Genomic DNA, 14,455 nt, shown 5'->3' with positions numbered 1-14,455 from the left:
ATTACTTGTTTAGGAACAGGCAAGATGCCTGTTCCACAAGAAAATTCATCTTTTGTGGAACGGGCATCTTGCCCGTTATTGAGAATGGTGCCACCTATGAGATTTAATGGAATTTCCCCTAGTGTCTCTTGCAGGGCGATCGCCCTTTGGAACCTTGAAAGCAAGAAACACTTCACTGTAACTTCCGGGCACGGCTCCATATTTGCTGTATCCATATCGGCTCATCCTACGGTAAGAGCAACGATCGACTGTTACCGCTTGCACTTTTCTTGTACGTTAAACTGCTGATCTCAGAGATAGTCGATCGGCTCCCCCGATCGGGGCTACATCGAATTAATAGGCTTTCTAGCGATTTTTTTGCTAAATAACAATAATTTACGACAAATTTTTTGCTGAACTCTACCATTTTGATGTATTTTTTGCTACATTAAATTTTTCGGTAAAACTAAGAAAAGTCAGCATAGTTAAGAAGCGTGCAAGCTCGATCGGGGGTTGGTTGTCTCACTTTGTATCGCACTGCTGGCAGAAGCTGTTTTTCTCACTCTTAAATATATCCCAGAGCCTCACTTATGCAATCAACTTCCACACCTGTAGAGACTATCGATCGACCTTTTATCACTTGGCAGCGAATTATCGACTGGGCCCAGGAACACTACCGCTGCCGGACTTTTAGCAAAGACGAGCGGATTCCCGCAAGACCCGGACTGCTGTATTTAGTCCAGAAAGGTTCTGTGCGACTCGTAGGTAGCGCTCAAGTTAGCGCTGCGGCGGCGAAGTCGAAATCCGCTGACAAAACTACAGAAGAAGCTTTTTTGGGCTTCGTCGGCGCAGGCCAGCCCTTTGAACTGGTTGCTCAGTCTCCGTTTACTCTCCAAGCTTACGCCCACGCCGATCAAACTCACGTAGTGTGGATGTATTGGCACGACTTGGATAATTGGCCTCACTTTCGTAGAGAAATTTTGGATGCGTTTCGCTACCAGCACCAGCGGAAACTCCTCTGGCTGAGCACTTTGGGACAGCGTCGGACGATCGACCGACTGTTGGGATTTCTCACTTTGTTGATCGAGGAGTTCGGCGAACCTTACGTAGGTGACGACGAACCGGATGTGGTTCGGGGCTACCGGCTGCCTTGGGCCTTGACTCACGCTCAAATTGGCAGCGCAATTGGCTCAACGCGGGTGACGGTGACGCGACTGATGGGTAAGTTGCGATCGAAAGGTTTGATTAATACTGAAGATGATAATTTAATCTGTTTGCCGGCTAAGTCTAACCCCCAAAAGACAAAAAACCACAAGCAGGAGGTAGAAGATTCCCTGGAAGATGAAGATTCTCTCGAAGATTCCCTGGAAGATTCCCTGGAAGATGAAGATTCTCTCGAAGATTCTGAATAAAATCCTGCGGTAAATTGCCAACAAACAGCGCGTCACTATTAGTTTTGGGCTGTCGCGCTCGATCGCTCGACAGTGTACGATGAATTGTGTAAACTTTTGCCGTTCTCGAAAGGTGCGACTGACAATGACCGATGACAAGCAAAAATCTTCAATCCCGAACAATCAGCAACGGGTGGTATTCTGCGACTTTGACGGCACGATAACTGTTGAAGAAACTTTTGTGGCCATGCTCAAGTATTTCGCACCGGAACTGTCGTCTCAACTGATGCCTGAAATATACGCTAGAAGGCTGAGTTTGCGATCGGGAGTGCGGCAGTTACTAGAGTCTATTCCCTCGGAACGTTACGGGGAAATTGTGGAATTTTCTAGGGGAAGGCTGATGCGGCCGGGATTGTTGGAGTTGCTGGATTTTTTGGACGAGAAAAAGGTAGATTTTGCGATCGTTTCCGGCGGTCTTCGGGTCATGGTAGAGACGGTAATGGGCGATTTGGTACACCGGGCGAGCGTTATTTACGCTGTGGATGTGGACGCTAGTGGCCCTCGCTTGCAAGTCAATTCTGAGTTTGAAGGAGATGAGGAATTGGTGTCTAAGGTGCGGGTGATGGGCCAGCACCCGGCCGAGGAACAGGTGGCAATCGGAGATTCGCTGACGGATTTTAATATGGCTTTGCAGGCTTCGTCGGTGTTTGCGCGCGATCGGCTTGCCCAGTATCTAGACGAACAGCAAAAGCCTTATACTAAATGGGATAATTTTTTTGACATTTTGGAAAGTTTGTCCCAGAAATGGAATTGAAACTATCGCCTTTCTCAGGTAATATAAATTCCGTTTGCATCGGTATTGTATGATGTTAAATTTTGTAGGGGCGGGTTCACCAACAATAATTGCCCATAATAGACAATATAATAAACCCGCCCCCCTGCATATAAGTCCGATGCTACCGAATTTGATATAAGGTGTGCATGGATCACCCTACGTTGTTTAGATAGGCCAGCGCAATTCCTATCAACCTACTAAAAAATAGATCAAAAGCTGAGGAATTTGTAAAGAATGAGTGGCGATTTGAGATCGGATTTAATTGCAGCAGCCAAACATTTTTACGATCGCGGTTGGATGGTTGGGACTGCTGGCAATCTTTCAGCCCGCTTACCAGATGGCACTTTTTGGATTACTGCTAGCGGCCGCGCGAAAGGGCAGTTAACTAAAGAAGATTTTATCAGAATGAACTCAGACGGTGCTATTGTTGAGCAACCTGTTCCCGACAGCCGCCCTTCGGCCGAAACCAGCATTCATTTAGCCGTTTACAATTGTTTTCCAAACGCTAAAGCTTGCTATCACGTTCACTCGATCGAGGCAAATTTAGTTTCTCGGCTAACAGCAGGAGATGCAGTGCCTTTACCGGCGATCGAAATGCTGAAAGGTTTGGGGGTGTGGGAGGAAAACCCGCAGGTGTCGATCCCCCTCTTTACAAATTATTTGGAAGTCCCTAAGATAGCCAAGGAAATTTGCGACTTTTTTGCCGTTTCAGCGCCGTCTGTACCCGCTTTATTAATTCGCGATCACGGCATAACAGTCTGGGCAGACTCGCCAGCGGCCGCCTACAATTACGTAGAAATTGTAGAATACATTTTTCGCTATACGATCGCCGCCCGCCAATTAAATTTAGATTGAAGATTTGGGATTTGAGATTGAGCGGTGCATGAATGCGGAATTATGTAGGGCGCGCCCTAAGCACCTTACCGCTATTACCGCTATGATTAGCTTCTCAAACCACTTTTTGTATCCCGGACTGTAGGAAACGAGCAAACATTCAGAGGAGGCAACAGTAATGGCTAAATATACCAGAATTTTATCCATAGATGGAGGCGGAATTAGAGGAATTATTCCCGCGCAAGTTTTAGTTAGCATTGAGTCAAAGCTGCAAAAGGCAAGTGGCAACCCAGATGCGAGAATAGCTGACTATTTTGATTTAATCGCGGGCACGAGTGCGGGAGGAATTTTAACTTGCATCTATTTGTATCCCGATGCCGAAAATCCCACCAGACCTCGGTGGTCAGCGAAAGACGCTCTTAATTTTTCGATTGAGAGCGGTCGCGACGTTTTTAAGAGTTCATTATGGCAAAAACTCAGATCTATAGACGGTTTGATAGATGAGAAATATCCAGGCGAGCGCTTAGAACAATTCTTGTTGGAAAACTTTAGAAATTGCAAACTCAGCGAACTGCTCAAACCTTGTTTAATTTCCAGTTACGACATCGAAAGGAGAAAAGCTCACTTTTTCGATCAAATAGATGCTAAAGAACTTCCAGCAGAAGACTATTTTATTAGAGATATCGCCAGAGCCACATCAGCAGCTCCCACTTTCTTTGAACCTACCAAAATCCGCTCTTTGACCAACGAATCCTACGCTTTAATTGACGGGGGAGTTTTCGCAAACAATCCCGCACTTTGTGCCTATGCAGAAGTTAGAAATAAATTCAGAATTCCCGACGATCGCTCCGACAAAGGTCCGACCGCAAAAGATATGGTAATTCTATCGCTGGGGACAGGAGAAGCTCAGAAAAAATACCCCTACGAAGAAGCGAAAAATTGGGGTCAAGTTGAGTGGGTTCAGCCTTTGATTAATATCATGATGACGGGAGTTGCTGAAACGGTAAATTATCAACTAATTCAAATTTATGATGCGGTTGAAAGACCGAATCAATATTTGAGAATTACTCCCGATTTGAGCCACGAACAACCGCTGCCGATTGATGATGCCTCGGAAGAGAAGATATCGGCACTGCTGAGAATTGGCAAGGATCAAGCCGAAAAGAATAATGAAAAGTTGGATAAGTTTATAGACTTGTTACTTGCGGAGTAGTCCTAGGATTTTAGATTTTAGTCATATTGTAGGGTGGGTTGGGCGCGGCGATTAAGTTAAGTCACCAATAAATAAATCTTAAACCGCGCCTAACCCACCAACCGCAGGGCTGAGAGACAAAAAATATATGTTGACAAATCGTGCAATAATTGCTGTACAATTGCGTAAATCTCTATTTAGCAATGCTTCGCCCTGTTTGCAATAAATCGCGAGTCCTCAGTCATTGGTTAAAAAATACCAAGAAAAGTGCGATCGACATTTAGATGAAACCTTCAATAACAGGTGGTTTCAGCGGTTTTTCGTGACGTTGTTCTTGGGCGGCCAAGTGCTGCTACGCATACTCCAAGGCAAAATTGACCGCCGCAAAATCATGGAACATTTAGTAACAGTAGGCTTGGATTCTTTCAGATCCGTGCTGCTAATAGCCTTTTTTGGCGGCATGATTTTTACATTTCAATCAGCCAGAGAATTGGTTCGCTTTGGCGCGGTTGGGGCGATGGGAGGTGCTTTTGCTGTGGCATTTTGCGGCGAATTAGCACCACTTTTAACGGCGGGCGTGGTGGCGGGACAAGTAGGTTCGGCCTTTGCGGCGGAGATAGGAGAAATGCAGGTGACGGAACAAATAGACGCCCTGTATATGTTAAGAACAAATCCGGTTGATTATTTAGTAGTGCCGAGGGTGATAGCTTGCTGCATCATGCTGCCGATTTTAACAATTTTTTCGGTAGCGGTGGGAATTTTGGGCGGGCTATTTGTAGCGGTTCATTTTTATAATTTGGAACCGTCGGTATTTTTGGAATCGGTGCGAACTTTCTTGGGGCCTTGGGATTTAGTAAATGTGGTGATTAAAAGTTTTATTTTTGGGTTAATAATTGCCCTTGTCGGTTGCGGTTGGGGATTGACGACGGTGGGCGGAGGGAAAGGAGTAGGCCAAGCTGCAACGGCGGCGGTGGTAACTTCTTGGGTGTTGATTTTTGTGGCGGATTTATGTTTATCGCTGTTGATGTTTCACGAGTTAGGAATTCCTAGAAGTTGATAATCTTGGCGATTATAAGTAACCACACAAAATTAATTACATAAAGACTCCTTGCTAGGCAAGGGTTTCAGTAGAAATATTGTGTAATTAATTCTGCACACCTACTTAGCAGGAGTCAGGAGTCAAGATGCTTAATTATTAAGGGTTTGAACAATCATCAACGCCCTACGCCGCCAAGGCGATTGCTATAAAATCAACATAAAGATTTTTTAAACCGCAGATGAACGCAAATAAACGCTGATAAAATTGCATCAGCGTTGATCAGCGTTCATCCGCTGATATCTGCGGTTTAAAACTCTCAACTTGAGATTTTAGATTGGAGAAAGGAGGGCGATACACTCGAATTGCCTCAATAGGAACTTTCCCATCTGTTTCGGGGACGATTTCGAGGATGTGTTTGGAGTTGCTCAAATTCTGAGCCAATGTTGTAGAATACTCGCGGTTTGAATCTGCAATCTTTGGCGGAACGTATGAATCAACAAACATTGGTCGCACCTGCCAGGAAATCTCAAAGCCTTTAGGCGTCGGTTTTTTAGAGTGTTCATAGGCTTTTTGCAGCCACCAGTTTCTCGGTTCAATCACGACGCGGCCCGAGTTTGAGACAAACATTTCGTCGTTTGTACCGCTGCCGTCGTAACCTGTTTTAGAACCTACAACGTCAAATTTAAACTTGCTAGCGTCGCTGTTAATCTCAGTAATTATGGCTTTCCAATCTTCGACGATTAGCGGTTTTTGACTTGATATTTGGATGATTGCCGGCCAACCGACGCCAAGGCTAACGCTAGGTCTGGTGATGCTGTAAAGTTCAGGAAATTCTGATGGTTTTTTGCCGTCGATCGCAATTCTAGCAGAAATTGCCTTGCCGTTGAAGGTTTTATCGGCGATCGCATCTATTCTATTTCCTTCAAATTCTAAAACCAACTTGCCATCTTGCCATTTAACATCGCTGCCAACTGTATAGGTTTTCACTAAATCCTGCGGCGGTTGAGGAGAATTTGGGTTGTACCGCAGGTACGGTTTTATGAGAGCAGCTAGGAGAAAGTTTCCCCAATCGTTGAGGTGAATGCTGTCGCTCAATAGCTGTTGTGGCTGCAAGCGATTGTCTTTCAAATACCTGCGCCAAGGTTCGCGAATTTCGGCGATTTCGCAGCCGTATTTATCTGCCAACTCCGGCAGCCATTGAGTAGAATGAGTGTTGTGCCATTCGTATCTGCTGACTGAATTTGGATCGTCGCTGTTGCCTGTCGGCATCCAGTCAATATGGTCGGAATGCAAGAGTATTTCGCTAGCAGTGCGGCTGCGGACATTGGCAATTAGGGCTTCGTAATCTTCATCGCCTCCGTAGACGTGAAAAATTAGCAAGTCTGGATAAAAAGGATACAAATCATGTTCGCTGGGACGGATTAAAATCGGGGCGGCAAATCCTCCGATCGCCCGATTTTCTACAATTAAATCTGCATTGGGAAATCGCTGTCTCAAATCCTTCACTACATCTTTCCACCAATCTTGTTCTGTGATGGATTGACCGTAGAATAGAATACGCACTTGGCGGCGGTCTGTTTGAGTGCTAGCCGCAAGTAGCCCCATCGTCCTTTGAATCCTCGCTCCAAAACTAGCATTATTTTCAATAGGAGCGGGTGGGGGGAATGGCGTATCGGCAGCTATTTTTTTGATGAGCGGAACTAACAGAAAGCTCAGACACAAAAAAAGCAGCCACAAGTAGCGATAAATCTTGGATTTTCTGCTATTTCTTTGGTGTTTTGCCATTGTTTTATTTTTCCCTGTCCGTTTCACTTCGCTCAAGGCGACTGTGGGATGAATGCTACGCCTCTAATCAGTAGCTGTAGCGTGCTTATGGGCCCACCTCACGAGTAGCTGTAGTGTAGGCTGTATGGAAATATATTACCAAATTGAGCGCGACAAAAAGTGATATAATGCCAGCTAATTAATTGCAGGAGATCGATCGCACGTCAAATGGATTACAAAACAGCCCGCAGTTTTCTGATCGACCAAGGAACCGCCCTGGAAACCAAGAAAAATCCCGACGCCTTCCTGATGCGTCTCAAACAAGGTCAGCCCCCCGTACCCGGACAGGTGACATCGATTTTATTAGCTTTAAAAATATTGTTTGAAGGGCTGCAAGAATCTCCAATGCTCGATCGACAATTGATCTCGGCACTGCATTTACTGTCAGTAGAAGGTTTGCAGCAATTTGAATCGGGACTCCGCAGAGGAGTTTCTTGGCCGCCGCTGCTGAAGGAAGACTTAAATCGAATTGCGATCGCAGTCAAGAATATCTTTTCCGGTGTCTGGCAATAATTAGCTCGGCTACCACCGATCCCGATACCCACCGCCAGTAAACTCAAATTTTTTTCTACATTTTTTTCTACAATTATTTGTAAAAATTTATGTTAATCTTGCTACATTTACCCTCGAATTGTGGCATCTTAATATAAGAATCAGTTCTCACAAACACTTGGAGAGACTCCCATGAACGCCGAAGAAAAAGCTAGACAACTAATTGCACGAGAAAGGCAGCATAGCGAACACTTGCACGAATCTATGCTCAATCGTTCCTCCCACGAGCTAGAAACACATGGGGAGGGAATTGCTGAAGAAAAAGCCAGAGAATTAATGGCTCAAGAACGGCAGCACAGCGAACACCTGCACGACTCTATGTTAAGCCGTTCTTCCCAAGAGGTAGAGGGATCGATCGCACCGGATGACACTGACAAATAAATTTTGTTAACACAAGACTTACGGACAGATACCAAGAAACCTGGTTTTTATACCATTTTTCATACCATAACAAAGGGCTGTAAAAATGTTTGTGTATAAACAACCAGGTTTCTTAGTCCTGCAATAGTTCAGCACAGCAAAACTCTACTCAAATCGAGGAGGATTGTAGGTGCAATCAAAACAGCCATTGGTCGGTTGGCAGCCGCTATCACAAACATCAAAGCGCCATATATAGCAATAGAAAATGCCAAGTTCTACTGCTCGCGAAAGCTTTCGAGGGATGCCAAAAGAGCTGGCAGCCCCGCTAGCGTGGCCGACACCAGAGCCTCATCTTTGTAAACTCGCGCTCGCAGAATAGGGGTACTTTTAGACGCAGAGGTGAAAGAGCCTCGCCGTTGGGAATTTCCGGTTTCTCGCGTCACGCAAAACATAGCAGTATCCTCGCAGTATTGTCAATTAATCCCTAAATATGCGCCCGTAAAATTTCTCACGGCTTGCTGTATGTTTCTATTATTACTCAGATAAATAACCGAGAGGAAACCCTGAAATAATTATTCACGATTGCTAGGGATCAACTTGGGAGCATCTCAATGAAAGCAGCCAAGGTAGAAATTGGAGTTAGGAGTCAGGAGTCAGGAGCCAGGAGAAAAGACTCAGAAGGAAGAAGGAAGGAGCCAGAAGAAGTGTCTTTACAAATATGAGATGCTCCCGATCAACTTAAACTGCATCACAACTTTTATTAATTTGTTACACGGCGCGCGTTTGTTTAAGCCGCCAACAGCGACACAGACACCCGCAACCAGGCAGCAAAATCACCGATTTCACAGGAGGAACGCGGATCAATGATGCTAACTCTTAGTCCAGCAACACTTATAAGTCAAATCAAGCCGACTGTCCAAAGCTTGCGCGACGGAGACTACCGCTACCGAGACTCCTTTGTGCTCGATCGACCTTTTCGAGAAATCCAATTTCGCAAACAAGACAGATACATCACCGGCAGCGATTCAGACAAACGCACGGGCAAAAGTTACTGCTTCCGGGGCATCCCCCAGCACAACAACATTATTAACATCACGCTAGCGATCGAAATTTCCCCAAAAACCGCACAGAAAACCGAGTGGAAATTAGCACCAGGAAATCCCATTAATTTCGACAAGCTTTATCCGCTGCAAGCAGGGCCGGGATTAGAATTGTACAAATGTTTGACAGCCTTTTTACCAAAATTGAAGTAATTATATCAAATATGGTGGATTGCACCGGATCTCTGTAGGACAGGGCTTGGCCCATAGGTGTCAACTTAAGCTTTTAGTCCATCAATATTCCCGCCTACCCGTCAGTCCGCCAGGGGTTGAAACCCCTGTCTAATAGCTAAAGTCCTCTGAAGAGGACTAATGAGTTTAAAAAATTTTATTCTCAGTCCTCTTCAGAGGACTTTAGCTTTGAGGCAGGGAATTCATTCCCTGTCGGACTGTCGGACTGTTTAACGTTAAGTTGACACCAATGGACACTGCAGTGTCCCTACCCTTCTTTGTGTTAATTTAACCTAAGAACCAGCATTTTCCAATTCTTCCCGCAGCATTTCCCGGTAGACTTTCGGCAAACGAGAACTCATAGAATTGGTCTCAATTCCATATCCCAAACTCGTCCAAGTTCCCGAAAGCATCCGCAATACGTCCGTTAATCTTTCCTGCCGCAACATCTCAGGAATATCAGCCTTCCAAAACTTGCGATCGCTCAACCAAGCATAAACCACAGCATCCTGATCTTCTGGTTCAAAACTGTAATCTTCCCAGAATAAAAAATTAGCACGACGCGCCTGATAGCGCTTAGCCTTCTCCTTCCAAGTCGAAGTCAGAAATTGATACCTGCCCGCTGCCGTAGTACACTTGCCCCGATTCGGGCCATTAACAATCCTCACACACCAGTCAGGATGGCGGCTCAAATCTAATATGTATTTGCCACCGTAAACAACGTGATAAGGCCGAGAAACATTGGACTCGCTAGCAGAAATAGTTCGCATCAGGGCTCGAATATAAGGATCGCCCGTTTTAATAGCCAGCGGCGGGAATTTTCCCCGCCCGCTTACCGACTGCGACAACTGCTGATTTCCCCGCAAATTAGCAACCAAAAAAACACCGCCGCCAATCACAGCGCCGATTAAAAGTAGAAATCCGAGGATTTGAATTTCCGATCGCCTCAGCAAACCTCTTTTTCGACGGCTTAATTTCTCAGCTTCCAGCAAAGTCATTTCCATTTCCGCAAATTCGGCTAATTTTCGAGCCGCCCGCATTCGGCGCACCCGAAAATCGTATTGATATAGCGGCGCGGCTACCAGCGTTAGACTCGATAAAACCCCCGCCAATTTAATCAGCCAGAAATCTAATTCACCGGCTATGGCAACATTTGTCAGAGTAGATATTCCTGTTAGTAACTGAGCCGGATCGATCGCTCGCGCTGGCCAATAAAAAATCGCAAGTTGCACCAACAGCGACAGATTAAATGCAAAAAAAATCACTACAACAGCATTCAAGCCTTCTCGCAAGTGCGATCGAATACCCGTATGCCGGCGCTTGAACTTGCGCGCCACGCGAAAGCGCCCCGGCAGCATAATTAGTACGGGATTTAAGATTTTGACTGCTAAAAAGTGACAAACAAAAAACACAGGCAACTGAATCAGCCAAGCCGCCAGCAGTAGAGTCAGAAAGCCGATATCGTCGCTGACAAAAGGAATGCCCCTGCGAAGGACAAAACTAAAACTCTGAGCGAGAGCAAACGCCCTTAACCACGAAATCGGATAGGGGAACCAAGCTGGCCACTTGAGAGTTTTCATGCTGAGAAAACGAAATTTTAAGGGCGAATCGTAAAACTATTAAGATTTTGCCAGATTTGGCGATCGGAAAATTGTTGTAGGGTGCGTCAGCCCCACTCTTTGACCCAAATCACATCTTGCACCATTCTCGATCAGCCTTTTTTGGGCGGGCAGGATAAGCCTTTTTTGGGCGGGCAGGATGCCCACCCCACAATAAAATCCACTTTTTGTGGAACAGGCATCTTGCCTGTTGTTGACAATGGTGCAACATCTGCGATCCAAATCAAAGTGTTTTTTGTCTGACGCACCGAACCCAAGCGAGCCTAATTCAATCAAATCACACTGGCAAACAACTCCTCAAAACTCTTTTGCGGAGCCTCCGACTTCGCCACAATTTCCACAACCTTGTTGCGAGAAGTCGGCTGAAACAGCGCCTCCACGCACACTTGGGCTACCTTGGTGCGCGGAATGCTGCTCTCAAACATTTTGTCCGCACCAGTCATGACGATCGCATCTGAATTATCCTCATTTTTGAGACCGCCCGGACGGACGATCGTATAAGTGAGGCCGCTTTTTTGCAAATATTCCTCGGCTTGCTTCTTCCAAACCAGAATCAGCCAGAACAAATTCAGCGGGTGAAAAAACTGAGAGACGCACAGAGAAGTCACAAGCACAAAATGCTCAATTCCCTTAGCCTTAGCTGCATCCACCAAATTTTTAGTACCTTCCAAATCCACCTTGTAAGGCGCTGTCGGGTCAAAACCAGGGGCCGCCCCTGTCGCGCACAGCAATACCGTACTATCGCCGATGGCATCGCCCAGGGAAGTCGCATTTAATACATCCCCAGTCACTAACTCTACCTCCGGCGGTAAAATTTGCCTCGCTGTGTCTAGATTTCGGACTAAGGCGCGCACGGGAATGCCTCGCTTGACTAATTCTGCGACGATTCGGCGGCCAGTCTGACCTGTGGCTCCTGCTACAAATGCTTTCATATGTCGAGTTATGCTGAACTAGGGTAAGTTTTGTTGCTATAGCGCAACTATCGATTTCTCAATTGTAGGGAGGAAACTTCCTTAACACATCCCCAACCCGATCGATTGGCGTGTATTATAAAACTTCATTAAGATTGTAAGCATCAATAAACAATGGTACTATCATATAGTCAGGAGGGTCAACTGAAAGAATTATTTCGCTCGTTAAAAAATGGGCGTTGCTGATTTACGGTATGAAAGGCTAAATATGCAAGTCATAGAAACCAGTATCCACAAAGCTTCTGGATTTTTAACTTATTTTTTTCATACTCTGATTAAGCAACGCCAAAAAATGGAGAGTCTGAATGCAACTAGCAGAGAGGCACATCATTAAATCTACGGAACACCGTTTCGTGGAGATTGATAAATTAGCTTTTCAATCCAAAAATCTCTACAATGCTGCTAATTACGTAATTCGTCAGAGTTTTATCTATGGATGGGGTTACATTAATTACAACGAAATGAACGGTTTGATGAAGTCTCATCAAGCGTACAAAGACTTGCCAGCCAAGGTTAGTCAACAAGTATTGATGATATTGGACAAGAATTGGAAATCTTTTTTTGAGGCTGTAAAAGCTTACAAAACGCAGCCCACTAAATTCACTGGTAGCCCAAAACTACCGAAGTACAAAGATAAAATCAAAGGACGGAATATCCTCGTCTATACGATTCAGGCTGTTAGTAGCAAGCAATTGAAAAAAGGAATCATCAAGCTTTCGGGTACGGAAATCTCAATAAAAACCAAGGTAAAACCAGATCGGGTTTGCCAAGTTAGACTGGTTCCTAAATGCGATTGTTATGTAATTGAGGTAATCTATAATGAACCGGAGTTCACCCTTGATGAAAACCCAAAAAACTTCGTAGCTAGTATTGATTTAGGACTGAATAATTTAGTGGCGTTAACTTCAAATCAGCCGGGTTTTACCCCTCTCCTGATTAACGGGCGACCATTGAAATCAATTAATCAGTTCTACAACAAACGTAAAGCCGAGTTACAATCTCAGTTGAAAAGAGGTCGCAAGACCTCATCCCGCATTCAGCGTTTAACTCGTTGTCGCAATCAAAAAGTCGATAACTATTTACACCATACCAGTCGCCTGATCGTTGACGTTCTTGTCGCCAAACAACTTGAGATGCTAGTAATTGGCAAAAATGTACAATGGAAAAACGAGATCAACTTAGGGAAGCAAACTAATCAAAACTTTATCAACGTTCCTCATGCTCGACTAATTGAGATGTTGGAATACAAAGCTCAATTAGTTGGGATTAAGGTGCTACAGCAAGAAGAATCTTATACTTCTCAATCAAGTTTTCTTAATTTAGACCCAATCCCTGTTTATGGAAAGACTGGGAATGATGTCATATTTAGTGGCAAGCGAATCAAGAGAGGATTGTACAAAACATCGGTCGGTCAATTAATTAATTCCGATGTGAATGGCGCCTACAACATTTTGAGAAAAGCAATCCCAAATGCGTTTAGCTTTCTTGATAGGGAGCTGCGTAGTTCAGCCGAGGCGGGTCAATCCGCTCAAAGTACAAGCGAAGGGGGAGGGACTTAATGCCTCCCATGTCATGCGATAAATGACTATACTTTTACTAGCTATAACAGGAGAGCATACGATGAAGCACGATTCCGCTGAATATCAAACTGTTGAAGCTTCTGACGAAAATTACTACCCAGATGCGAGTGTCCAACCGCCCGAAAGTGGAAGCGCGGATGCACCAGAGGAAGTTGAGCCGATTTGGTTTCACACGCATTTTGAAGACAGCATGGAGATGTACGCCGATGCGGAGACGGTGGGGAACCATTTGAACAACCACAAGAGTTGGTTTTGCCACTGCGCTTCGCCGATGAAGGCCCAGCCGATCGGCGAAAACGGCTATGATTTATTAATCGGGCGTTTTGGGGCTTTTGGCTACCGCGTTGAAGCGAGAATTGGTTTAGAGTTGCTGCCGCCTGACGCTGAAGGGTGCTATTTGATTAAGACAATCCCGGTTCCCGATTATACATCCCCTGGGTATGAAGTGGATTTTCGATCGGCAATGAAGCTAGTGGAGATACCGTCTCAGGAGTTTGCCGCCGATTGGCCGAGCTCGGAACGCGCTAAGCTGCCGCCTGCGATTACCATTACTACCTGGAAGCTGGATTTGGCTGTGGGAGTTTGCTTTCCCAAGTTTATTCGATCGATGTCTCAACCTTTAATAGAAAAAACCGGCGATGCGCTTTTGGAAAAAATCATCAAACAAGTTAACCGGCGCTTGACTTATAAAACTCAGGTTGTTTTTCACGAAAGTTTGGGCATTCCTTTTCCGAAAAATCCTAAGAAACATTAACGAGACTTGCGCCCTAAGCTGTTGTGCATTTAAATTGAGAGGTTGCACCATTCTCAAGAACAGGCTGTCGGGCCTGTTCCACAAAAGATAAATTTTCTTCTTGTGGAACAGGCCGGAAAGCCTGTTCAGAAAAGGCTAATTAACAATGGTGCAAGATGTGAGTTTAAATTGTATGTTATATCAAATCCGGTAGCATCGGAATTATTCATCTCTGTATTCTCTCCCTCTGCGTTCTCTGCGCCCTCTGCGGTTAA

At 45.1% G+C, this 14,455-nt stretch carries 12 protein-coding genes and 2 pseudogenes; 10 read left to right on the top strand and 4 right to left on the bottom strand.

Annotated features, from left to right (window positions below; all coding sequences use genetic code 11):
- Nucleotides 1-215 (bottom strand): annotated as a pseudogene (locus QUB35_RS35735) (DALR anticodon-binding domain-containing protein); the annotation flags it as partial.
- 354 nt (nucleotides 216-569) lie between these two features.
- Between QUB35_RS35735 and QUB35_RS35730 the strand changes: the two are divergent.
- The 5 genes from QUB35_RS35730 (at nucleotide 570) to QUB35_RS35710 (ending at nucleotide 5,288) form a co-directional block, all read left to right on the top strand.
- The gene (locus QUB35_RS35730) at nucleotides 570-1,391 is read left to right on the top strand and encodes a Crp/Fnr family transcriptional regulator (protein WP_333147312.1); all 822 of its coding nucleotides are present in this window, start codon (nucleotides 570-572) and stop codon (nucleotides 1,389-1,391) included.
- A gap of 124 nt (nucleotides 1,392-1,515) precedes the next feature.
- Nucleotides 1,516-2,184: an HAD-IB family phosphatase gene (locus QUB35_RS35725; protein WP_333147310.1), complete on the top strand. Its 669-nt coding sequence runs from the start codon at nucleotides 1,516-1,518 to the stop codon at nucleotides 2,182-2,184.
- 255 nt (nucleotides 2,185-2,439) lie between these two features.
- Nucleotides 2,440-3,060: a methylthioribulose 1-phosphate dehydratase gene (gene mtnB, locus QUB35_RS35720; RefSeq protein ID WP_333147308.1), complete on the top strand. Its 621-nt coding sequence runs from the start codon at nucleotides 2,440-2,442 to the stop codon at nucleotides 3,058-3,060.
- A gap of 157 nt (nucleotides 3,061-3,217) precedes the next feature.
- On the top strand, nucleotides 3,218-4,252 hold the full coding sequence (locus tag QUB35_RS35715) for a patatin-like phospholipase family protein (protein WP_333147306.1): 1,035 nt from the start codon (nucleotides 3,218-3,220) through the stop codon (nucleotides 4,250-4,252).
- 223 nt (nucleotides 4,253-4,475) lie between these two features.
- Nucleotides 4,476-5,288: an MlaE family lipid ABC transporter permease subunit gene (locus QUB35_RS35710; RefSeq protein ID WP_333147303.1), complete on the top strand. Its 813-nt coding sequence runs from the start codon at nucleotides 4,476-4,478 to the stop codon at nucleotides 5,286-5,288.
- A gap of 261 nt (nucleotides 5,289-5,549) precedes the next feature.
- Here the strand turns inward: QUB35_RS35710 and QUB35_RS35705 are convergent, their stop codons facing one another.
- Nucleotides 5,550-7,055, bottom strand: coding sequence for an SGNH/GDSL hydrolase family protein (locus QUB35_RS35705; protein WP_333147301.1), 1,506 nt, complete (start codon nucleotides 7,053-7,055; stop codon nucleotides 5,550-5,552).
- Between the two features lie 207 nt (nucleotides 7,056-7,262).
- On the opposite strand from QUB35_RS35705, the gene QUB35_RS35700 reads away from it, so the two are divergent.
- The 3 genes from QUB35_RS35700 (at nucleotide 7,263) to QUB35_RS35690 (ending at nucleotide 9,259) form a co-directional block, all read left to right on the top strand.
- Complete coding sequence (locus QUB35_RS35700) at nucleotides 7,263-7,607, top strand: Dethiobiotin synthetase (protein WP_333147299.1); 345 nt, start codon at nucleotides 7,263-7,265, stop codon at nucleotides 7,605-7,607.
- A gap of 171 nt (nucleotides 7,608-7,778) precedes the next feature.
- Nucleotides 7,779-8,027, top strand: coding sequence for a hypothetical protein (locus QUB35_RS35695; protein ID WP_333147297.1), 249 nt, complete (start codon nucleotides 7,779-7,781; stop codon nucleotides 8,025-8,027).
- Between the two features lie 842 nt (nucleotides 8,028-8,869).
- A complete protein-coding gene (locus QUB35_RS35690; protein WP_333147295.1) occupies nucleotides 8,870-9,259 on the top strand; it encodes a hypothetical protein in 390 nt (129 codons plus the stop codon).
- A gap of 311 nt (nucleotides 9,260-9,570) precedes the next feature.
- On the opposite strand, the gene QUB35_RS35685 is transcribed toward QUB35_RS35690, so the two are convergent.
- Nucleotides 9,571-10,857 carry a glycoside hydrolase family protein gene (locus QUB35_RS35685; RefSeq protein ID WP_333147293.1) on the bottom strand — a complete coding sequence of 429 codons (1,287 nt, stop codon included), beginning with the start codon at nucleotides 10,855-10,857 and terminating at the stop codon, nucleotides 9,571-9,573.
- A gap of 311 nt (nucleotides 10,858-11,168) precedes the next feature.
- A complete protein-coding gene (locus QUB35_RS35680) occupies nucleotides 11,169-11,828 on the bottom strand; it encodes an NAD(P)H-binding protein (protein ID WP_333147291.1) in 660 nt (219 codons plus the stop codon).
- Between the two features lie 344 nt (nucleotides 11,829-12,172).
- Here QUB35_RS35680 and QUB35_RS35675 point away from each other — a divergent pair.
- Nucleotides 12,173-13,448, top strand: a pseudogene (locus tag QUB35_RS35675) (RNA-guided endonuclease InsQ/TnpB family protein).
- Nucleotides 13,449-13,487: 39 nt separating this feature from the next.
- Nucleotides 13,488-14,201: a DUF1997 domain-containing protein gene (locus QUB35_RS35670; RefSeq protein WP_333147289.1), complete on the top strand. Its 714-nt coding sequence runs from the start codon at nucleotides 13,488-13,490 to the stop codon at nucleotides 14,199-14,201.
- The last annotated feature ends 254 nt before the right edge of the window (nucleotides 14,202-14,455 follow it).

The organism is Microcoleus sp. B13-B6 (genome assembly GCF_036705405.1).
Lineage (GTDB): Bacteria > Cyanobacteriota > Cyanobacteriia > Cyanobacteriales > Microcoleaceae > Microcoleus.
The sequence above is the reverse complement of the archived record's forward strand: the minus strand, read 5'-3'. Positions and strand labels throughout refer to the sequence as shown.

Excerpts from the sequence above, each read along its gene's own strand:
- QUB35_RS35730 (WP_333147312.1), top strand. The coding sequence starts at position 570 with ATGCAATCAACTTCCACACCTGTAGAGACTATCGATCGACCTTTTATC.
- QUB35_RS35725 (WP_333147310.1), top strand. The coding sequence starts at position 1,516 with ATGACCGATGACAAGCAAAAATCTTCAATCCCGAACAATCAGCAACGG.
- mtnB (WP_333147308.1), top strand. The coding sequence starts at position 2,440 with ATGAGTGGCGATTTGAGATCGGATTTAATTGCAGCAGCCAAACATTTT.
- QUB35_RS35715 (WP_333147306.1), top strand. The coding sequence starts at position 3,218 with ATGGCTAAATATACCAGAATTTTATCCATAGATGGAGGCGGAATTAGA.
- QUB35_RS35705 (WP_333147301.1), bottom strand. The coding sequence starts at position 7,055 with ATGGCAAAACACCAAAGAAATAGCAGAAAATCCAAGATTTATCGCTAC.
- QUB35_RS35700 (WP_333147299.1), top strand. The coding sequence starts at position 7,263 with ATGGATTACAAAACAGCCCGCAGTTTTCTGATCGACCAAGGAACCGCC.
- QUB35_RS35695 (WP_333147297.1), top strand. The coding sequence starts at position 7,779 with ATGAACGCCGAAGAAAAAGCTAGACAACTAATTGCACGAGAAAGGCAG.
- QUB35_RS35690 (WP_333147295.1), top strand. The coding sequence starts at position 8,870 with ATGATGCTAACTCTTAGTCCAGCAACACTTATAAGTCAAATCAAGCCG.
- QUB35_RS35685 (WP_333147293.1), bottom strand. The coding sequence starts at position 10,857 with ATGAAAACTCTCAAGTGGCCAGCTTGGTTCCCCTATCCGATTTCGTGG.
- QUB35_RS35680 (WP_333147291.1), bottom strand. The coding sequence starts at position 11,828 with ATGAAAGCATTTGTAGCAGGAGCCACAGGTCAGACTGGCCGCCGAATC.
- QUB35_RS35670 (WP_333147289.1), top strand. The coding sequence starts at position 13,488 with ATGAAGCACGATTCCGCTGAATATCAAACTGTTGAAGCTTCTGACGAA.